Genomic DNA, 21,037 nt, shown 5'->3' on the forward strand with positions numbered 1-21,037 from the left:
AAAATTCAGATTTCGATATCGAGAATGAACGACTGATACGACTTCGCCTGAGTATCCACATTCAGGCTGGCCGTGTTGGCCCCGCCCAGCGCCTGATGCAGCACGAAGTTCAATCCTTTGAGGTTGGGGAATTCATACCTGTCCACTGTCCCCTTCACCGTGCGGGAGAAGAAATCCTTGACCACTTCCGCGGTCAGCTTCTCGCGCAGCAGTTCCCAATGCTCTTCCTTGTATGGAAAGATGCAGATGTTGGCGGTGTCGCCCTTGTCGCCCGAGCGGGTATAGGCAATTTCACGAAGTCTCATACCGTCACAACCTCCGTCTCGATGGTGACCGCGTCGCGATCCACAGGCACGCCGATCACGTTGAAGGCATCCACGATGTAGGACTTGGGCCCGGCGACCCCGGCCGGCCGATCAAAATACACCATGCCGACTTCGTTGCAGAATTCGCGAGCCGCATACTTGGTCGCACAACGCGCCACCGCACGATAACGCAGTTCGTTGAGGTCGGAGGGCGCATTGGATGCATTGCCGTACATGGTCGTGATGCCGTATATCTCGAACTTCCAGTCGATGATGTCGTCGCCCAGCGGCTTGATCCGCTCACGCACGATATCCTCGATCAGTTTGGCGCGCTCGATGCAGCCCCAGCCGCCAACCGAACCTTCCGACACCGCCTTGAAGCCTTTGCGCACACCGACCAGCGCGCGCAGCTTTTCCGGACGGGGCTTGCCGGTCATTCCGCGCAGTTCGACCAGGTCCTTGTCCGGAACGGTCAGACTGATCATCGACATGTCCATGTCGACGTCCGGTGTCAGATAGGAGCGGGGATCGTGAATCTCGTAGCCTACGCGGCACTTGACCGTTTCGGCCGTAACCATGCCGCCCGCGCTCGGCAGCTTGGTGACCTGCACGTAATCGTCACCGAAAATGACGTAGGGAAAGCCAAGCCGGTCGAGACCGGGGACCACCCGGTACGGCGGGTCGGCAAAGCCACCGCCCGAGATGCCGGTGCTTCCCTGCAGCATGTGGCCAACCAGGGTGCCAAGGGCAGCGCGCTGCGGGGTCAAGCCGTCCCAGCCGAGCGCATCATGGGTAATCGCAACCGCCATCGACGGGTCCGAAATACGGCCGCCCAGAACGAAGCCGCAGCCTTGATCGAGCAGGTCGATGAAGCCTTCCGCCCCCAGATAGGCATGGGCACAGATCAGCCGGTCGCCCAATTCGTTGATGGTGCATCCGGTCTCGGGCAAATAGACATTCTGCGCCTTGAGATGATCCAGCACGTCCCCGCCGTGCATGGCACCGATCCTGAGCCCTGTGAGGCCTGCCGCACGGGCCGTGTCGACAGCTTCGATCAATGCTCCGGGCACGTTCGCTTGCCCGAAGCTGCCGACGACAACGCCGCCCTTTTCCAGAAAGCCGCCCATGGCCTTGAGCACGCGGCCGGTATGGTGGTCATAGCCCTGCGCCGGATTCTTCATCTTGCGCAGCGTGGCGAGAGTCATGGTCTGTTCGCCGAGACGATCGAACATCATGTAATCGACCTCGCCGCTGTTTGCGAGATCGGCTGCCGGCGGAATGGCATCGCCCGCAAACGCGGACCCTGCGCCAGCGCGAGGCCTGCGTTCGATTCTGGGCTTGAATGTAACAGCCACGTCAGATCACACCCTTTTGCTTGAGAGATTCAATTTCCTCGCCTTCCAGCCCCAGCTCGTCCGCCAGGACTTGCGAGGTGTGTTGGCCAAGGAACGGCGGTGCCCGATAGCCTTTCACAGGCTTGCCGCCAAAGCGGATGGGGTTGGCCACCAACGCCACCTCATCAACGCCATCGCGCTCCAGTTCCAGCCGCATACCTCTATGCCGGACATGCGGGTCATCGAACGTATGGTCGAGACTGTAGACCGGTGCACACATGACTTGTGCGCTCAGCAGCCGCTCGTACCATTGCGCCACGGTGCCTGTAGCGAAGCGGGCGTTCAGCACGTCAGCAAGTGCATCGACATTGTGGAACCGCTCGGCCCTGGACGAAAAGCGCGGATCTTTCAGCAAATCAGGAAGTTCCATTGTCTCGCACAGGCGCTGAAACTGATGATCGGCAGTAGCCTGCATCTGCAATAGCCCATCAGCGCACCGGAATATCTCGGACGGGGCCGAACCATGGGCCCGCGAGCCCATTCGAGTCGGCACCCGGCCGCTGATGAAATACTCGATGGCCTGCGCGGCGATTGCGGAAACCGAACAATCGAACAGGGAAATGTCGATATGCTGCCCGCCTGCCCCTAGTACATCACGGGCACGCAGCGCCATGTTCATGGCGTTTGCGGCATATAGCCCGGCCAGCATGTCGCTTACCACGAAGCCGATCCGCTGGGGCATACCCTGCGGCTCGCCGGTCAGGTCCATGATCCCGCTCATCGCCTGGAAGGTCGCATCCGTCCCAGGACGGCTGGAATAAGGCCCTTCCTGCCCGAAACCCGTGACAGAAACATAGATTAGGTCCGGCTTCACCCGCTTGAGGGACTCGTAGTCCAGTCCGTACTTGGCCAGAGAACCGACCTTGAAGTTTTCGACGACGATGTCCGATTTCGCCGCAAGATCCCGCACGATCTCTTGCCCCTCCGGCGAGGCCATATCGAGAGTGATCGACCGCTTGTTCCTGTTGACGGACCGGTAATTCGCAGATTCCACGCACTCCCCCCCATCGGCGGTCTTCACCGTACGCGGCGCGTAATGGCGAAAATCATCGCCGTGCCCGGGGCGTTCCACCTTGATGACGTCCGCTCCCATGTCTGCAAGCAACTGAGTCGCAAATGGAGCAGCGAACAGCCTGCCCAATTCCAAAATGCGCACCCCTTCGAGCGGTCGGGAAATGTTTCCGGTTCCCGCGCGCACCAGGGCCTCCAAAACTTCGTTCATCGCATGACCTGCCGACTGGCGGATGCCCGGAATATGGCAAGGGATGGCTCCTTGCCTCCGCTTGCCAAATTGGCATCCGCTCCATTCAAATTTTTATTACTACTTTGAATTCAAATTCACCAAATTTGCAGCGGAGTTTTCACATATGTGACATCCCCGCTCCGTCGAAGGTTCCTCAGCCCTCGCCAGCCTGCTTCTTGTTGGAAGCAGCCATTGCTTTGGAATCCATGCCAGCAATCGAACTGCCCAGCGTCAGGTCGTTCTGCGCATGTGCAAAGTGGTGCATGTGATAGACCGAGTCCATCGATACACGCTTGCCTCTAAGATCCTCTGCCTGGTGAATGGCCTGCTTGGTCAGCCACATGCCGAGTGGAGATTTCGTTGCCAGCCTTTCCGCTATTCCGGCGCACTCCTGCCGAAGTTTCTCGCGGGCGACAACTCGGTTCACCATGCCATAGTGGTGCGCGGTGGCGGCCGGCATCCGTTCCCCCAACAGGAGGAATTCCATGGCGATGCGGGGCGGCAATTCGAACGGATGCGCCCAGTATTCCACGCCGGGGATACCCATCATGAGTACCGGATCCTGAAAGAAGGCATCATCCGACGCGACGATCATATCGCATACCCACGCGAGCATCAGTCCGCCCGCGATACACGCCCCCTGCACCATGGCAATGGTGGGCTTCGACATGTCGCGCCAGCGGCGGCAAAATCCCAGATAGGCTTCATGCTCCCGGGTGTAGAGAAATTCCGCGGCCGGCTTGTCGGCATGGTCAGGATAGAGATGGACTCGCTGCTGGCTGACGCCAACGTCGCGTCCCGGCGTCCCGATATCGTGACCGGCGGAAAAGTGCTTTCCTTCGCCCCCCAGAACGATGGCTTTAACCGCATCATCGTCGATGGCCCGCCGGAATGCTGCATCCAGTGCATAAAGCAACTGCGCGTTCTGAGAATTGTGGAATTTAGGGCGATTGAGCATCACCCACGCGGTCGATCCCTCCACAGTGTAGCTGATAGGCTCGTCGGTTTCATAAACCGGGTTCGCCGCCCGCGCAAAATCGTTCATAAACTAGCCTTTCGCCAACCACCCTCGCCCGGGCCCATTAGAGACACGAGATGTCCTAGCATATTTTTTAATTCAAGTTCAAATTACATGAAATGCTCGCTAGAAACAAGGGACTCGCAGCAACCCTGGCGCTGTGCCAGATAGACACTGATGTCGACCGTCAAATCCGCGCAACGAACCCTTGAGGTTCTGGAACTCATGGAAAGATCGCGCCGCCCGCTCGGCGTTTCGCAGATCGCCAGACTTCTCGGGTATCCTCATTCCAGCACATCGGTACTGGTCAACTGCCTCAAGGATCTGGGATACCTGAACTTCGACCCGGAAACTCGCGAATTTGCACCATCAATCAGAGTGGCACTTGTTGGCGGCTACCTGCGTTTCGGAGACTTTCACGCGTCCGATGTCTTGAATCTGCTCTCGTCGATCCAGAAGGCAACAGCCAGCACGACCATTCTTTCCTCGCGCAACGGCGTGTATGCGCAATACGTCTATGTTCTGCCTGCGCCGGGCCGGGGGATCGAGGGTCTGCGTGCAGGCAGCCTGCGCCCTCTTACCCGCTCAGCCCCCGGCCTGGTGCTGATGGCGGACTGCTCGCTCGCGGAAATCGGCAAGATCGTGCGACGCATCAATACACTTGCCGATGCTACGGAACATGAAGTTCCCGCCGAAACCTTCGAACGGGTGCGAGATGCCCGCAAGGCAGGTTATGCCTGGGTCTATGGACGACTGGTGAAAGACATCGGATCGGTCGCAGTCTCCCTTCCACTCCATGACAGCTTTGGCAAAGCGATGGCAGTAAGCGTGGCGGTTCCCCGCGACGAAATCGAGGATCGTCACGGGGAACTGGCTTCGATCATTTCCAGCCTTATCGGCAAGCACCTCGACCGGTAACGTCAAGGCGTTGCCACAGGCGAAACATGGTCCACATGCAAAAGTTGAAACACGCGCGCAGCGAACCGCCATACGCCTGAGGAATCTCGGACCAGTTCATCGTCGTGCTGAGCACCGGTCAGGATAATGCCTCCGCCGGACATCTCGATCCTTTCCGAGCACAAATTTCCGCACCTTGCCCTGTCGCCATCCACCTCGATGTAACGCATCTGCGTGGTATAGAAGACACGTTCGAAAGTTTGCATGATCGCATCGTATTGCTGCCCGATCGCTTCCCGGCCACAGGCCCGGAACGTGCCGGTGTCCCAGACCGCATCAAGCGTATAGTTTTCGAGCCACGCCTTGCGGTTCCGCTGCATCGCGACATCGCAAAAGGCTTCGTAGAATTCCCGAATTGCCAAGCGATCATCGATCAAACCCGTAAAGGTCATGGAACTCATCCTCTCGATTTCAACTGCCAGAAAAACGCAGCCTGCAGCCGTCTTCCCGCTGCGCAATTTGCCGCTGCCTCCCCGCCGCATCAATTCTCCTGACACCCGCAGGAAGTTCCGACTCGAGATCGGCGAACTTCACCAGTTTTGCAGCAAAACGGATTTCGTCCTCGGGTTCGCCCATCGGGAACGATTGCCAACGGTGCGACAGGCGCAGTTCGCTTTCCCCGCAGGCATCCTGCCAGTTGTGAATCCCGGGGTCCCTGTGAGAGACGACATAAGTATAAGTGCCATCGGCGTCGGCCGCAGATTGCCCGGCGTTGAGGCTGGTCTGGCGGCTGCAATAGTCAAGCGTCCTCCAGAACGGGTCGGTCAGTACAATGTTGCGAAAGAGAGCTCCCGCACCGTTGAGATTGACGACGAGCGCCTCATCAGGCCCAATCTGGAGCCGCCCTCCAGCGGAGAACTGACCCGGCATTCCGCCCAGTGCTGCGGTCGGTGTGGGCGGACGCATCACGTTCGGCTCCATCAGCCAGGATGTGCGGGTAAGATAGTAAAGGTAATAGACGCCATCGAGCGCCGCCTTTGCCCCCCAGTTGGCCATTTCGTCATCGCCAAGAGGCAGGCGGCCGGGCGGATCCAGCCGGTGCACCCGGATCCGGTTAGGGCTGCTCGTGGCCCAGTCGCCAAGCGCATCCCTTACCCAGATCGCGTAGCATCCAGGCCTGGTTTGGATGTGATTCCTGCGGCCGTTCGCAGGAGAAGGATCAACCGTGATCGTGAACGCCCCTTCCGGCCCGAATTCCATGTCGATACTGTCGAGTGTGGACATCACGACCGAGGAAGCCTGCCGGTCCTCCAGCAGTGTAAAAGTCACACTTGGCGGTGTTTCGCAGGTTTCCTGGCCGTAGATCTCGTAACGCGGCCCAAAGCTTGTGGCGACGGACCGGTAAATGAAATCCGGGCTGTCACCGCCCCACCGACTGCCCGGGACATCGCGCCCGAACGAGCGGTGAGGCGGCGACATGAAGTGCATAATCCGCGGATAGGCCGGATCATTTCCAGCGGCGCGCATCGCATAGTGAAACATGTACTCGTCGAGAAACCCGTCGAACCGTGACATGAGATGACTCATGTCTGCCGCCATGACCCAGCGAAACAGTTGGCCAGCTTGAAGCCGGGCCGCTTGCATCGCCGGGTGTTCAAGAACTCGCAGCGCAGCTTCCTCGATGTGGCGCTGATCCACTGTCGCCAGCGGATTTCGCGCCGAGAGGAAATACATGTCCGATGCCATGCGTGCGTTCAACGAACCAAAATCCCTGCTTGCAGACATGCCTCCCGGGAGAGCGCAACATGCGGTCCGAACCAGTCTTTGCGCTTCCCAAAGAATCAGCCTTGCTGCGCCATTCACGTTTGCTGCCGAGAATTTTTCTGTTCCCAGTGTAGGGCACTTTCCTGCCCGCCATGACCGGCGCGAACGCTATCCGCCGAGCCGCACCGACCTCAGGATGCCGCCATCAATATCAATTACCTTGCCAGTCACGTAACATCCAGCCGAGCAAAGGTAGAGTGCAGCAAGACCGACGTCTTCGACATTGCCTATCCTGTTTAGCGGGATTTGCGGCAGCACATTGGCAAGAGCCCCTTCGACCGTCGAAATGTAGCCCTCAAGCGCGTCTGTCATCGTCATTCCAAGCGCGATGCAATTCACCCTGATTTCGGGCGCAAACTCTTGTGCGCAAACCCTCGTCATCTGCTCCAGGCCCGCCTTCGTCACACTGTAGGTCAACATGTCATCGGCGCCATACCGTGCCGCAAGCGAGGAAATATTGATTATCGAGCCATCTCCGGTCTCACGCATGTGCGGCACTACAAGTTGCGTGAGTTGAAAGGCCTGAACCACGTTGAAATGAAAATCGTCATGGAACTGCTGCGTGGAAATCTGCTCGAATGGAACAGGCAGTGCCCCACCAGCGTTGTTAACGAGGATGTCAACACGCCCAAAAGTCTCGAGCGCCTGCTGCACGAGGCGCTCGTTATCTTCAAACTTCGTGACGTCGCCGACGACGCCGAGGCTCTGGCCTCCAAACGCATCAAGGCGCACAATCGCATTGTCAATATCCGCCTGCGTGCGAGACATGATGACAACAGAGGCCCCAGCCTCGGCAAGGACGCTCGCAATGCCGAGCCCAACCCCCTTGGCGCCTCCCGTTACGATTGCCACGCGACCATCCTGCCTCAAGCGTTCCAATACCATCAATTCTCTCCGTTTTTGTGCAGTTCTTCGCGCAATCCGCAATCAGGCAAACGTTTCAGCCTGATTGCGGCCACTCTGACGGCCGCTCCTGAGGCCGCGGTCAAACTGCGCCCATGCATTTTGAAATGTTAATTCAATTGCTCAGTCAGAAACGCTGACCTCCATCCAGACGGATGGTGGTCGCATTAAGAAAATCATTCTCCACTATCTGCTGGGCCAGCATGCCATACTCGTCAGGATCGCCCATGCGCTTGGGATTAAGCACCAGCGGGCCAAAACGCTCCTGCGCTGCCTCATTCCCCATCTGTGCGAAGGCGTAGGTCAAGAAAGTTCCCGGTGCGATTGCCATTGACCGGATGCCCAGCGGCGCGAGGTCCCGGGCAAGATTAAGTGCCATTGAAATGATTCCGCCCTTCGCTGCGCCATAGGGAACCTGCCCCGGCTGCCCTTCGAAACCGGCAATAGACGCCGTATTGACGATCACGCCACGCTGATTGGATCGGAGCGGTTCATTCTTGGCCATTGCCTCGGCAGCCACCGAACTCACGCAATATGCGCTTGTCAGATAGACCGAGAGGTAATGCGCAAAGTGCGCTACACTGACGCGGCTGCCATCCTTTCGGATCGTGCGCCCCCCCGGATCATCGGGCAACGGGCCGCCGTGCGCGATGATCGCGGCCCGCAATGGGGCCAGGCGGCATGCGGCTTCCACGGCGTTGACGATCGAATCCTCGCTCATGATGTCGGTCCGGACGTACTGCGCGCCATTCCCAATTTCCGACGCGAGTGCTTCGCCGCGCTCGTCCGCTACATCCGCGACCACAACTTTGGCCCCCAAACCGCCAAGGCGCCGCGCCGCCGCACTGCCAAAGCCGCCAGCACCGCCGGTCACGAGTACAGAACCTCCCGAAATATCCACTTCTCTTCTCCCTTGGAATTTCTGCGCATGTCGCTCCTGAATTGCGACTCGAATTAAATTCAGTTTAAAATTTTTGCAACTTCGGTTAGCTGGTCTGCACTCTGCAATCAACGTTCAGCGACGAACCGGGAGAGAGCCATGAACAGGCAGCCAGGCAACCACGACTACACACGCTACACTGCCCTCCAGCTCGACAAGCAGGAAGGCCTGCTGACCATTACCTTGTCCAATCCCGGCAAGCGCAATGCGACCACGCCGCAGATGAGCAGCGAATTGACCACCATCTGGGACGATGCCTGGCAGGACCCCGAAGTGCGCGTCATTCTGATCCAAGGCGATGGCGCCGACTTCTGTGCAGGCGCGGATACGTCCCGGCTGGGCGGAAATCGTTACAGCGGAAACACACCAGTCTTTCCCATGACCCGAAACGCCAAGAAGCACGCTTATGGGATCATAGACTGCGAGAAACCCGTCGTTGCGAAGGTTCGCGGCGTTGCCTACGGCGTCGGCGTGACCCTCGCGCTCGCAGCAGACCTTACTTATGCTTCTGAAACAGCACGGTTTTGCGATTCCCACGTCAAGCTCGGCATGGCCACCGGAGACGGGGGCGTGCTACTCTGGCCTGCAATGGGCGCCTTGCGAAGGGCCAAGGAAGCCCTTTTGCTCGGAGACGTGATACCAGCTCAGGAAGCAGCCGATCTGGGGCTGATCAACCGCGCTCTGCCTGACGACGAACTTGATGCCCACGTCGATGCAATCATTGAGCGCCTGCTCGCGCTGCCTCCACATGCCATGAGCTACAGCAAGGTTTCCCTTAACCTGGCACTCAAGCAGATGACAGGAACAGCATTCGAAGCCTCTGCAGCCTATCAGGCCTACACGATGAAAACCGAGGATTTCCTCGAAGCGGGCCAAGCGCTTCGCGAAAAGCGCAAAGGTGACTTCAAGGGCCGATAGATGACTTGGGATGCCGCGAACCATTCACCGCCGCGGCATGCCCAGCACCCGTTCGGCGATGATGTTGCGCATAATCTCGTTCGAGCCGCCGGCAATGGCGCCACCGAAACTCGAGACATATCGGGATACAGGTTGCGCCATCCTGTCTTCGCAATCGACGAAAATCTGTGCATCCATCCCGCTTGCACGGACCATGAAATCTCCAACCGCCTTGCGCAAGGCGGTGTTGATGACCTTTACCTGTGGCACGGTCGCGGCCTGTTCCGGTGACATCTGGCCTGCTTCGCGCAACAGTCGGCGGAACATCTTGCGGCAAGCTTGCACTTCGCCGAACAGGCGCATGAATTCCCTGCGCATCTCGGCATCCTGAAGCCATGAAGCACTGCATTCCACGGCTGCAGCGTAAAATTCTTCAACATCATAGCGAAGCCGCTCGGCAGCCTCGAACGCGAGCACACCGCGCTCTGCCGCCAGGGTGGATTGAGCGACTTTCCAGCCCTCGCCTTCCTCGCCCACCCGCTGAGAGACCGGGATACTTACGTCAGTCAGAAACAATTCGGCAAACTCGGCATCGCCGTTCGACTGTTTGATGGGGCGAACCTCGACACCGGGCAAAGTCATGTCCATCAGAAAATACGAAATGCCTGCCTGCTTCTTGATCTCAGGGTCAGCATTGGTCCTGGCAAGCAGAATGCAGTGGCCCGCATACATGGAATAGGAGGACCAGATCTTCTGTCCATTCACCACATAGTGGTCACCGTCACGCACCGCTCTGGTCCGCAAGGAAGCAAGATCGGATCCTGCACCTGGCTCGGAAAACCCCTGGCACCACACCGCGCCCTTCGCGACCTCTGGCAGGTAGGCCGTTTTCTGTTCTTCGGTGCCCCACATCGAGAGCGTCGCGAAAACATGATTCAGCGATACTGTGAACAGGGACATGGCCGGAACGCGCGCCCGTGCCAATTCCTCCGACATCGTAACCTGGCACGCAAGAGAGATGTTGGAGCCACCGTATTTGACAGGCCAATGCGGCGTGCCGAGCCCTACTTTGTTGCGCTCGGCCATCCACCATTGCTGAAGATCATAAAACGAGGGCCGCCCGTCCTGATCCAGCTTGCGCCGGCGCGCTGTGACCTCTTCAAGCCAAGTTCTCACGGCGGTCCGGAAGGCGTCGAGATCTCCGGCCTTGTCGAGAATGGACGTATCAACGCCTGCCGCAGCAGATGTGGCTGCAGTGCTCAGCATCATGCAGCAATCTCCATCGTAGAAATCCCCTTCATCGCCGCCAAATTCAATTCCTCGGCAGCCAGATCGCGCAATATGGCATTCCTTCCACCCAGTTCTTCGTTGAGGAGTGCTCGCTTGAGGAAGATATGACAATCAAACTCCCAAGTGTGGCCCACCCCCCCGTGCAGCTGAACACAGTCCGCAGCGACGAACCGGAACGCATCACTTGCGGCCGCCTTTGCCAAGGCGCACCACATAAGTGCGCTCCTGTCCGCTCGCGATGCGGCATCCACAGCGTGGTTCAGCAGGTCCTCCGCAGGCGTAATCTTGAGGAACAGGTCCGCACAGCGGTGCTTGAGGGCCTGCAAAGTCGCGAGCGGCTTGCCAAACTGCACGCGTTCCTTGAGGTAATCGACCGTTTGCCCTGCGATACGCCTTGCAGCCCCCACACAATCAGCGGCCACTGCAAGCGTCATGTTCGAAAGGTAACATCGGGCCACCGCCCCATCGGCGTCTGCAATCAACGCAAGCGGTTTGGCCTGATTGCAGACGAGTTTCCCGGCAGGCCGGGTACGGTCCCACAGTTCGGCGGGCTCCATGACAGCAGTCCGGCCATCCGCCTCCACGACCGCAAAACCACGGCCGCCAACGACGCCAACGGGCACGATAGCCACACACGTTTCGGAGCCGCCCATCAGCAGCGAAGACGTTCCAGACAGAAACCCGTCGCGTTCTTCCAACGCAACACCGCCCAGGGCAGCTGGCACGGCAAATTCGAGTTCGCCCGCCACAAAGCGGGGCATGAGTTCTTGAAGCAGCCGTTCGTCAGCGACTTGAGAGAGCCATTGCGCACCGACCAATGTCGGGATGAAGCCGCCCGGAGCGCCAGCCCTGCCCAGCGCTCGATGCAAGACGTCCAGCCCCCGGTATCCCATCTCAAGGCCACCCAATTCCTCGGTCAAGCCTATCGCCAGCCAGCCCAGGTCGCTTGCCTGGCGCCAAAGATCTGTATCGAGAGCGTTTTCGCCATCATAGAATTTATGCAAGGCTTGACTGCCGCATTCATTCGACAAAACGTCCTCGATACTCTGCACCAACAGCTCGAGATCGTCCTCTAACACTTCCGACAACTCCATGAACAATCTAGTGGAATTGGTAAATTTCCCAGCCCAACACCCTCAGAACCGCTGCCGGAAATTCACCAAGAATCACACAAAAATTTTAATTCAATATATATTTCTGCAAGGCAATCCACTAATCCAAAATTCTCACCCGCGCCTCCGCATAACCGGAGCGCGGCAACGGCAATCGAGAGCTAAATCCGGTGTCCCGCCCCTCGCGTCGCACACGCGACGTCGGCGGAGTGAACGATTGCCGGCATTTCCGGCAATCCGCTGTGCCCCCTACCCTTGCCCCAAGCCTATATTGACATTTCTATCATGCAATAGAAAAGTTGAATTCCAAATAAAATTCCGTCACACCGTCAGCCAGACCGGTGCATGTGAATGGCCTGTGTTCCCTGCAGCCAGGCAGGAACCAAGGGAGAGTTAAGTGAGCGTTTCCGAAGCCCAGACAAACCTTGGCATTGATCCTGCTGTTCTAAAGCAGATCTATCGCCAGATGGCCCGCATCAAGGCCGTCGACAAAGCGATCCTGCGCGGTCTTTCCAGCGGCAGGTTCGTGTTCAATTACTGGCCCATGACCGGGCAGGAGGCCATTCCGGCTGCGCTTGCCCAGCTCATCGACAAGAACGACTACATGGTCACCACCTATCGCGGTATCCACGATCAGGTGGCAAAAGGCGTGCCGCTTGATCGCCTTTTTGCAGAAACCCTCGGGCGAATTGATGGCGTCAACAAGGGCAAGGGCGGTGCGCCGCACATTTCCGATCCTGATTCGGGTTCCATGCTCACGACTGCCATCGTGGGTGCTGGGCCACCAATCGCCAACGGCCTTGCCCTGGCGGCCTCCATCCGTGGACAGAATCGCGTCACTGTCGTCAACTTCGGCGACGGCGCGACCTCGATCGGCGCCGTACACGAAGCCATGAACATGGCCGCCGTTTGGAAACTTCCCATCATATTCCTGTGCCAGAACAACCAGTGGGCCGAATATACCCCCTATGCCGGTTACACGGCTACGGAACGGCTTTCCCAGCGGGCAGCAGCCTATGGCTTCACCGGCGTGACACTGGATGGCAACGACCCGATCGAACTCTACCGGGGCCTCAAGCCACTGGTCGAACAGGTCAGGAACGGCGCTGGCCCTGTTTTCGTCGAGGCCATGACGCTGCGTCTTGGCAAGCACGCAGGCGTTGGCGACAGCGTTCAGCTCACCAAGGAAGAACTGGTTACGGGCAAGGCCAACGAGCCTGTCGGGCGCACCCGGTCGTTGCTGCTGGAAACGGGCACGGCGAATGAAGACGAGCTGGCCGCGATGGATGCCGACGCAGAAAACGAAGTCGAGGCTGCCATCACGAAGGCCTTGACCAGCGAGCAGACCCGGTCGGACGAGACGCTAATAGACGTCTATGCCGACGCAGACGCGGTGCCGCAGCGCGGCAAGTACCCGGTCCGCGGGAACGTGAGCATCCCGGACGGCCCATCCAAGAAAATGCTGATGTGCGGCGCAGTCACGGATGCACAAAGGATCGCAATGGAAATCGATCCGGAGGTCATTCTGCTCGGTGAGGACGTGGCTGATCCCACCGGCGGCGTCTTCAAGACCTCGGTAGGATTGGAGACGCAGTTCGGTTCGGCCCGTGTGCGCTCGACCCCGATCGCGGAAGCTGCCATTATCGGCGCCGGAACCGGCGCGGCGATGGTAGGCATGAGACCGGTCACCGAACTGATGTTCTGTGACTTCATCGGCGTGTGCATGGACCAGATTTCCAACCATGCAGCAAAGCAACGCTACATGTCGGGCGGGGCGACCCATGTGCCGATGACCATCCGCATGATCGTTGGCGGAGGGATCGGCGGCTTCGGCGCGCAGCATTCACAGTCGCTCGAGGCATGGCTTACGCATACGCCTGGCCTTAAGGTTGCTTATCCAAGCACTCCGGCCGACGCGAAAGGGCTGTTGCTGAGCTGCATCTTCGATGAAGATCCCTGCGTGCACCTCGAATCGATCATGCTGCTGCGAGGCTTCAAGGGCGAAGTGCCGGACAGCGACTACCGCATCCCGCTCGGCGTCGCCGACGTAAAGCGGGAGGGCAACGACATCTCGCTGATCACCTACGGCTGGCAGGTTCACCAGTGCCTTGCCGCGGCTGAGGAATTGCACAAGGAAGGCATCAGCGCCGAAGTCATTGACTTGCGCACGTTGCTGCCGCTTGATTACCATCGCGTACTGGAATCGGTCAGGAAGACCAGGCGCGCGCTTGTCGTACATGCCGCCACCGAATTTTGTGGCCTTGGTGCCGAAATCGCGCAAACCATCAATGTGGAACTGTTCTCGAAGCTCATCGCCCCGGCCGACCGGCTTGGCGCCGAGTTCGCCCCCATCGGATTTTCGGGCTTGATCGAATCAACTCAGATTCCGTCGAGCGGGTCTATCGCTGCTCGTGTTCGCGAAATCGTGTCTAACAAAGGATAAAACACCGTGTCGACTACTCTCACTATTCCCAAGCTTGAAATGGGCATGACCGAAGGCACTCTCGTCGAGTGGCTGGTCGAGGACGGCGTCCAGGTTGCCGAAGGCGACCCGATCTACACGCTCGAAACCGGCAAGGCCGCTCAAGAAATCGCGGCACCGGCATCAGGCACCCTGCGTCAGAGCGCGGCAGCGGGCGAGGAATATGACGTTGGCACCGAGATCGGGACCATCGACTGATCTTGTTTACCTGCGAAACGAAGAAGCCCCGCTTTCCAGAAATGGAAAGCGGGGCTTCTTGTTCGTGCGGTCATATGGTCCGTCTCAGCGACCTCGTCCCAAGCGTCATGCAACGCCAGGACTTCGCGCTAGATGACCAGGAATCGAAGCGATCTGCGCGCAACGACCTCCTGGATACACGCCAAGCCGGATTTCACGCCCTTCCCGGAGCGAGCGCCGAGCCATCACGAGGTTGGCGCGATTCGTATCGGACGTGAAATCTCACCCAGGATCCTCACTCAGGCCAGGCGAGGACCTTGGTTTCAAGGTATTCCTCAATGCCTTCGACACCCCAAGCCCGGCCGATGCCCGATTGCTTGTAACCGCCGAAAGGCAGATCACTGCTGTTCGCGGCGCCGCCGTTGATGCTGATGCTGCCGGTGCGAATGCGCTTGGCCATCGCCATCGCACGATCGCGATCGCCCGAACAGATCGCACCGGAAAGCCCGTACACGCTTTCGTTTGCAATACGGATGGCATCCTCGTCGTCTTCGAAGGGGATAACGACCAGCACCGGGCCAAAGATTTCCTCCTGGGCGATGCGCATGCTGTTGTCGACATCGACGAAGCACGTCGGTTCGACAAACCAGCCATTACCTTTGTCCGGGCGTACATTTCCGCCGACAAGCAAAGTCGCCCCTTCATCGACACCAAGGTCGATGTAGCCCTTGACCCGTTCCATCTGACGCTTGGATACCAGAGGCCCCATGATCCCCGACGGATCGTCAAAATCGCCCCAGGCGCTCGACGCCGAGAAGCCTTCGTATGCGGCCTTCAATACCGCTTTAGCTTCATCGTAGCGGCTGCGTGGGACCAGCAGGCGGCTGGTCACGGCACAGCCCTGCCCGCCATGGAACACCAGCATTGACTGGGCGATTTCCTGCGCGAAATTGGGAGTATCCTCCATGACGATCTTGGCCGACTTTCCGCCCAGTTCGAGGAAGACCCGCTTCATCGTCTCAGCGCCTTCACGCATGATCCGCTTGCCCACTGCGGTCGAGCCCGTGAAAGTGATGAGATCGACTCGGGCATCGGTTACCAGCATTTCACCAGCCATGGCGGGATCGCTGCCGGTAATCACGTTAACGACACCGGCCGGCAATCCAGCCGCGATCGCCAGTTCGCCAAAAATGGCGCCAGACAGGGGAGTTTCTGGCGCAGGCTTCAGGATCACCGTGCAACCGGCCAGCAGAGCGGAAACAACCTTTTCGGTGTTGACGTAAACAGGGAAGTTCCATGGTGTAATCGCACCGACGACGCCGACGGGTTCATAAACGGCCTGCCGCCGCGAGACAGAGCCCCAGCCTTCACCCTGTCCGAAATCCTTTTCCCACTTGATCTGCGGGAACAGGTCAATCAGCGACTGCCAGCTGTTCAGGGCATTGTCGACCTGTGCATTGAGCACCATGCCGGCGGCCGAGCCCACCTCGTTACGCACGATCTCGCAAAGTCGCTCTCGATTCGCCTTGAATACGTCAAGGTACTTCTTGACCAGTCCGAGGCGCTTGGCATGATTGGTCGACCAATCCGTGGTGTCGAAGGCACGCCGCGCAGCAGCGATGGCCTGCTCAACATCGTCAGCCGACGCGTCAGCGGCATATCCGACAACTTCGGTTGTCCAGGGGCTGATGTCTTCGTAGACCTTGCCGCCTTGTGCCTTGCGCATCTCGCCGTCGATCATCAGCAATCCTTCACGCAGCACCATAATCGCAATTCCTTTCGCATGGCCCCCGCCGCCAGTGGCAAGGGAGCACCACCCTCTATCTTTAATTTGACTTCAAATATTTCGATCAACGACCCGTCGTCAAGCAGTTTACCGCACCGCGCCCGCACGACGCCCATAATAGCCATTGGAATTTTTTTTGAATTAGGATTAAACTACAAACACAGGGGCGATCCAGGCATAACGTATAACACCCCAGGTAAAATGGAGAGGATACCCAGCGTGGACATAAACATGCGGAGTGAACGCCGCCCTTCTCCACCTTCACGCCCCTCAACCCAGGAATGGCGGATCCGGCGCGACCTTGCCGCGGCCTACCGGTTAGCCGCGCTGTTTCAATGGGATGACATGATCGGCACACATTTCTCCGCGCGCGTCCCCACCGCCGCGGGAGAGCCTGACCAGTTTCTGATCAATCCCTATGGCATGCTCTTCGAGGAAATTACGGCTTCAAGCCTCATCAAGGTCGATGTCGATGGAAACATTCTCGCGGATACCGCCTACCCCGTAAACAGGGCGGGGTTCATCATCCATTCCGCCGTCCACATGGCGAGACCCGAAATCGGCTGCGTCATGCACCTGCACACAGATGATGGCGTGGCTGTATCCGCGCTGGAAGAAGGCCTCCTGCCCCTCAATCAGTCGGCAATGGTGGTTCGTGATCGAGTCGCTGTGCACGAATACGAAGGCATTGCGGTGGAACCCCGCGAACAGGCCCGGATAGTTGCCGACCTCGGCGATCGCGACCTGATGTTCCTGCGCAATCATGGCACGCTTGCAGCGGGACGGACCGTGGCCGAAACGTTCGCCAGCATGTACGCACTCGAAAAGGCGTGCACATTCCAGGTCCGCACCCTTTCCATGAACCGGCCATGGCGAAAGCCTGCCGCCGGAATCCTTCGCAAAATGGAACGAAAGCCCAACGATGAACGGCGCGCGCAAGTTCTGGCCGACTATGCATGCAACGCGGTCTGGCCAGCCATGCTGCGAAAGCTCGAACGCATTTGCCCGGATTATAAGGAGTAGCCCGGGCGGCGAGCAAACACCCAATGCGCACCAGAGTGACATCGCAACGAAGGCGGCGATACAGGAGAAAAGTGAATGCGCAGTCCCTTATACTGTTGGGTGATGGTGGCCATTGCCGCCGTCTCCTACATTCTTCTCTACGGCATAACCTATTCTTCGTTCGGACTGTACATCGTACCAGTTTCGGACGAATTCGGCCTGTCGCGAGCGGACATGAACGTCGCCATGATCCTTCTTATGCTTGGAGGCGGGCTGGCATCGCCGGCGGTCGGCTGGCTGGTTGACCGGTTTCCCCTCAAATTGATCATGCTGGTCAGCGCCATTGCGATTGGCGCTGCCCTGGCCGTTCTGGGGCTGTCGCATTCCCTCTGGCTGGACGCAGCGATGGTCTTGATTCCCCTTCCCGTCGCGCTGGCTGGCGCTGGCTATCTTGGCATGAGCGCCCTGATCGCACGCTGGTTTGTCCATCAGCGCGGCCGAGCCATGGCGCTCAGCATGCTCGGAATGGCCGTAGGAGGCATCATCGTCCCGCCGGCCCTGGCCTGGCTGATAGAAACGACCGGCTGGCGCTATTCACTGTTGGTTGGCGCGGTAGCAGTAGTTGCCATCCTGATTCCGCTCTTCGCGTTGGTGCGGGCACCGGAAGCCAAGGACGAAACCGCCGCGCCGGCCGGCAATGACGTGCAACAGGAAGTTCAAAGCGAGCGAACAGGCGCCCCCCTCGCGATCGGAGAGATCTTTCGAATGCCGCTTTTCTGGACAATTCTGCTTGCGGCGTGCCTCTCCATGTCGGTCATGCAAAGTGCCTCGCTGAGCATTGTGCCGGTTGCAACGGAAGCCGGAATCTCGATGCTCGAAGCAGCCTTCCTGCTGTCTCTGGCGGGTGCCGGCACCACGCTGGGCAACGTACTTGTAGCGGCAATCGGAGACCGTATCGACCGCGCCACCATCCTGGCCGGAATGTTCCTGATCCTGGCACTTGGCAACCTCATCTTCCTGAACGGCAAGGCCTATTATCTGCTGGTCAGCGCCTCCGTCGCGCTTGGCCTTGCCGGTGCCATGACGCCTGTCTTCTTTGCATTTGTCGCAGACCGCTTCGGTTCGAACTCCTTCGGCACCGTCCAGGGATTGATGTTTCCAGCTACGTCCCTCGCCACAGCGGCCGCCATGCGCTTTTCCGGCGAAGTGTTCGACAGGACTGGCAGCTACTCGCTAATGTTTAAGGCATTTACGGCATTGGCGATCGCCGCCGCCCTGCTCATCTTGACGAGCCGATTCGTCGCGGCCCGCTCCAACCGGCAACACCCTGCGGGACCACCCCTGCAGTCGCAATAATTTTAATTTGAAATTAGATTGCACGCCATTGAACAGCCTGTAATGGTGCAATTCAGGGCTGTGCGAGAACGGCCATCACTGGCCTGCGGACAAGTGCCAGAGTACGAAATTTCGAGAGAGGGATCAACGAATGATAAGCGCGAACCAGACTTACGACTTCATCGTAGTCGGCAGCGGTGGCGGTTCCATGTGCGCAGCGCTCTACCTCAAGAGTGTTGGGCTCAACCCTCTCGTTCTCGAGAAAACGGAATTCATCGGCGGCTCAACGGCCATGTCGGGCGGCGTGCTGTGGATCCCCAACAATTCCCTGAACCGTGAAGCCGGGTTGCAGGACTCTCCCGAAAAGGGCCGCCAATATCTCGACACCCTCACGACATCTCCCGATCCGGGCAGGGGCGGAACCCAAGCGCGGCGTCATGCGTTCGTTGATCAGGGTCCGGAAATGATCGACTTTCTTCGCGCGCAAGGAATCGAGTTGCTGCGTGCCGACGGCTATTCAGACTATTATGACGACAGCCCGGGCGGGATGGCCGAAGGCCGCGCGATCGTGGCCAAGGTGTTCGACGTGAAGCGGCTGGGCAAGGAATGGGCTTCCAAACTGCGCCTCACCGGCCTTACCCTGCCACTGACGATCCGCGAAGTCTGCAAGATCGTGCTGATCAAGAAGACCTGGGAAGCCAAGCAGATCGCCATGCGCATGACATTGCGGCAACTGCAGAACAAACTGTTTGGTAAGCAGCTGGTCGGCACTGGCGCAGCGCTGCAAGGCCGCATGCTCGAGGCCTGCGTCAAGGCAGGGGCCGAAATCCGCATCAATTCGCCGGTTTGCGAATTCATCATGGAGAACGGGGCCGTGCGCGGGGTAGTCGTGCGCAAGGATGGCAGCGAAGAGCGCATTCTCAGCCGTTATGGCGTGCTGATCAACGCCGGTGGCTTCTCCCACAATCCCGAGATGCGCGCCCGCTATCAGCCCGAAGTAAAGACCTTGTGGTCCAGCGCCAATCCGGGTGACACCGGCGAGATGATCGAAGAGACACTGCGCGTGGGCGGGAGCGTGGATGCCATGGATGAAAGCTGGTGGATCAGCACCAGCATGCCGCCCGAACATCAGGGTATCTGGCCCCTCCACATTACGGAAATCGCAAAGCCGCACACCATCATGGTCGATGCACAGGGTAATCGTTTCTGCAATGAAGGTGCTTCCTACATGGAAGTGGGACAAATGCAGCTTGCGCGGCATCGCAGTGGTGTTGAAGCGATTCCTGGCTGGATGGTCTTCGACAGCCAGTATCATAAGGACTACATGACGGCGGGCACCATGCCAGGGGCGAAATTCCCCAAGAAGTGGCTGGATTCCGGTTATATCCAGGTTGCTGACACGCTTGCCGAACTGGCTGGCAAGTGCGGAATTGACGCCTCCGGGCTGGAAAAGACCGTCGAACGCTTCAACGGCTTTGCCCGCAGCGGCGTCGACCTCGACTATCACCGCGGCCGCCGCCAGTACGACCGCTGGTTTGGCGATCCGACCCACAAGCCCTCTCCAAGTCTGGGTACTCTCGAAAAGGGCCCCTATTACGCCCTGAAGATTTACCCGGGCGACGTCGGCACCGCCGGTGGCATCGTTGCTGATGAGTTCGCTCGTGCACTCACCCCAACCAACGACATCATCGAAAACCTTTATGCCACCGGCAATTCGTCAGCTCCGGTTTGCGGCCGCTACTATGTCGGTCCTGGCACCAGCATCGGCGCATCGTTCACCTTTGGCTACATTGCCGCCAAGCATGCGGCCGCCAAGGCCGGTATGTGATGGCCATGCCGGTGAAGGGAAGGCTGCAGGGGGAGTGCAATGACCATTGAGGAAATGCTAGCCCGGGAGGCTATCCGGTACACCCTTGCCTGCTACAATGTCGCGGGCGATCGTGGACGTTTCGACGAGATGATCGCCCAGTTCACCGAAGACGGTGTTCTGGAGCTTCCCGACGGAACCAGGCACGAAGGGCGAGATGCCATCCGGGCCAGCATATTCGGGGTCGGCCAGAGGGCTGAGGGGGAATCACGCCCGGTCCCCGCGTTCGTGCGCCATCACATCAGTACATCGCAGATCGAATTTACAGGTCCCGAAACTGCGTCCGGGCGCACTTACTTTAACGTTTACACCAATGTAGGCCTTGATCATTGCGGTTTCTATTCCGACACGCTGCGCAAGACCGGCGAGCGCTGGCTTCTGATTGAACGCAAGGCGCGCCTCGACTGGGCTTCACCACAAAGCGTAATGGCGTCCGCTCCAAGCCGGTGACACAAGCCCAGCCTTGCCACGCAACGGGTAATTCGCCGCAAGCTCAACAAGAGGCTGATGCTCGCGCATGGCGTTCGCTAGGGCGTAGACTCATAAACGCGGAGCCACAGCCGCA

19 protein-coding genes are annotated in these 21,037 nt (G+C 58.9%); 8 read left to right on the plus strand and 11 right to left on the minus strand.

Translation table 11 applies throughout. The annotated features are described in order from the left end of the window. Positions 1-5: 5 nt before the first annotated feature. The 4 genes from LK12_RS23075 to LK12_RS23090 all read right to left on the minus strand — a co-directional run bounded on the left by LK12_RS23075 (position 6) and on the right by LK12_RS23090 (position 3,987). On the minus strand, positions 6-305 hold the full coding sequence (locus LK12_RS23075; protein WP_039290435.1) for an AtuA-related protein: 300 nt from the start codon (positions 303-305) through the stop codon (positions 6-8). Continuing rightward, positions 302-1,660, minus strand: a complete 1,359-nt coding sequence (locus LK12_RS23080; RefSeq protein ID WP_052223755.1) for an acyclic terpene utilization AtuA family protein — start codon at positions 1,658-1,660, stop codon at positions 302-304. The genes LK12_RS23075 and LK12_RS23080 overlap by 4 nt, the downstream gene beginning before the upstream one ends. Position 1,661: 1 nt before the next feature. Next, the gene (locus LK12_RS23085) at positions 1,662-2,921 is read right to left on the minus strand and encodes a CaiB/BaiF CoA transferase family protein (protein WP_052223756.1); all 1,260 of its coding nucleotides are present in this window, start codon (positions 2,919-2,921) and stop codon (positions 1,662-1,664) included. Positions 2,922-3,096: 175 nt separating this feature from the next. Further along, complete coding sequence (locus LK12_RS23090) at positions 3,097-3,987, minus strand: enoyl-CoA hydratase (RefSeq protein ID WP_039290438.1); 891 nt, start codon at positions 3,985-3,987, stop codon at positions 3,097-3,099. A 150-nt stretch (positions 3,988-4,137) separates the two neighbouring features. On the opposite strand from LK12_RS23090, the gene LK12_RS23095 reads away from it, so the two are divergent. Then, complete coding sequence (locus LK12_RS23095; RefSeq protein WP_039290442.1) at positions 4,138-4,878, plus strand: IclR family transcriptional regulator; 741 nt, start codon at positions 4,138-4,140, stop codon at positions 4,876-4,878. 2 nt (positions 4,879-4,880) lie between these two features. On the opposite strand, the gene LK12_RS23100 is transcribed toward LK12_RS23095, so the two are convergent. The 4 genes from LK12_RS23100 to LK12_RS23115 form a co-directional block, all read right to left on the minus strand. Continuing rightward, positions 4,881-5,309 (minus strand): nuclear transport factor 2 family protein, encoded by a 429-nt coding sequence (locus LK12_RS23100; RefSeq protein WP_197063650.1) that lies wholly within the window; start codon positions 5,307-5,309, stop codon positions 4,881-4,883. A gap of 19 nt (positions 5,310-5,328) precedes the next feature. Then, positions 5,329-6,642 carry a hypothetical protein gene (locus LK12_RS23105; protein WP_156135596.1) on the minus strand — a complete coding sequence of 438 codons (1,314 nt, stop codon included), beginning with the start codon at positions 6,640-6,642 and terminating at the stop codon, positions 5,329-5,331. Positions 6,643-6,789: 147 nt separating this feature from the next. Beyond that, positions 6,790-7,533, minus strand: coding sequence for an SDR family NAD(P)-dependent oxidoreductase (locus LK12_RS23110; protein WP_197063651.1), 744 nt, complete (start codon positions 7,531-7,533; stop codon positions 6,790-6,792). A 178-nt stretch (positions 7,534-7,711) separates the two neighbouring features. After that, positions 7,712-8,485, minus strand: coding sequence for an SDR family NAD(P)-dependent oxidoreductase (locus LK12_RS23115; protein WP_039290453.1), 774 nt, complete (start codon positions 8,483-8,485; stop codon positions 7,712-7,714). 138 nt (positions 8,486-8,623) lie between these two features. Between LK12_RS23115 and LK12_RS23120 the strand changes: the two genes are divergently transcribed. Further along, positions 8,624-9,442, plus strand: a complete 819-nt coding sequence (locus LK12_RS23120) for an enoyl-CoA hydratase/isomerase family protein (RefSeq protein WP_039290456.1) — start codon at positions 8,624-8,626, stop codon at positions 9,440-9,442. Between the two features lie 24 nt (positions 9,443-9,466). On the opposite strand, the gene LK12_RS23125 is transcribed toward LK12_RS23120, so the two are convergent. Next, the gene (locus LK12_RS23125; RefSeq protein ID WP_052223757.1) at positions 9,467-10,690 is read right to left on the minus strand and encodes an acyl-CoA dehydrogenase family protein; all 1,224 of its coding nucleotides are present in this window, start codon (positions 10,688-10,690) and stop codon (positions 9,467-9,469) included. After that, positions 10,687-11,805, minus strand: coding sequence for an acyl-CoA dehydrogenase family protein (locus LK12_RS23130; protein ID WP_039290458.1), 1,119 nt, complete (start codon positions 11,803-11,805; stop codon positions 10,687-10,689). The genes LK12_RS23125 and LK12_RS23130 overlap by 4 nt, the downstream gene beginning before the upstream one ends. A 415-nt stretch (positions 11,806-12,220) precedes the next feature. Between LK12_RS23130 and LK12_RS23135 the strand changes: the two genes are divergently transcribed. Beyond that, positions 12,221-14,266: an alpha-ketoacid dehydrogenase subunit alpha/beta gene (locus tag LK12_RS23135; RefSeq protein WP_039290462.1), complete on the plus strand. Its 2,046-nt coding sequence runs from the start codon at positions 12,221-12,223 to the stop codon at positions 14,264-14,266. A 6-nt stretch (positions 14,267-14,272) separates the two neighbouring features. After that, positions 14,273-14,503 (plus strand): biotin/lipoyl-containing protein, encoded by a 231-nt coding sequence (locus tag LK12_RS23140; protein ID WP_039290464.1) that lies wholly within the window; start codon positions 14,273-14,275, stop codon positions 14,501-14,503. Between the two features lie 274 nt (positions 14,504-14,777). Here LK12_RS23140 and LK12_RS23145 read toward each other — a convergent pair whose 3' ends face one another. Next, entirely contained in the window at positions 14,778-16,247 is a 1,470-nt protein-coding gene (locus LK12_RS23145; protein ID WP_039290467.1) for an aldehyde dehydrogenase family protein, read from the minus strand. 18 nt (positions 16,248-16,265) lie between these two features. Between LK12_RS23145 and LK12_RS23150 the strand changes: the two genes are divergently transcribed. From LK12_RS23150 to LK12_RS23165, 4 genes are all read left to right on the plus strand, one after another. Beyond that, positions 16,266-17,291: a class II aldolase/adducin family protein gene (locus tag LK12_RS23150; protein WP_231568468.1), complete on the plus strand. Its 1,026-nt coding sequence runs from the start codon at positions 16,266-16,268 to the stop codon at positions 17,289-17,291. 75 nt (positions 17,292-17,366) lie between these two features. Continuing rightward, positions 17,367-18,626 carry an MFS transporter gene (locus tag LK12_RS23155; protein ID WP_082010730.1) on the plus strand — a complete coding sequence of 420 codons (1,260 nt, stop codon included), beginning with the start codon at positions 17,367-17,369 and terminating at the stop codon, positions 18,624-18,626. Between the two features lie 130 nt (positions 18,627-18,756). Beyond that, a complete protein-coding gene (locus LK12_RS23160; RefSeq protein ID WP_039290476.1) occupies positions 18,757-20,433 on the plus strand; it encodes an FAD-dependent oxidoreductase in 1,677 nt (558 codons plus the stop codon). Between the two features lie 39 nt (positions 20,434-20,472). Next, the gene (locus tag LK12_RS23165) at positions 20,473-20,922 is read left to right on the plus strand and encodes a nuclear transport factor 2 family protein (protein WP_039290479.1); all 450 of its coding nucleotides are present in this window, start codon (positions 20,473-20,475) and stop codon (positions 20,920-20,922) included. Positions 20,923-21,037 lie beyond the last annotated feature (115 nt).

This window comes from Novosphingobium malaysiense, assembly GCF_000802225.1.
GTDB lineage: Bacteria > Pseudomonadota > Alphaproteobacteria > Sphingomonadales > Sphingomonadaceae > Novosphingobium > Novosphingobium malaysiense.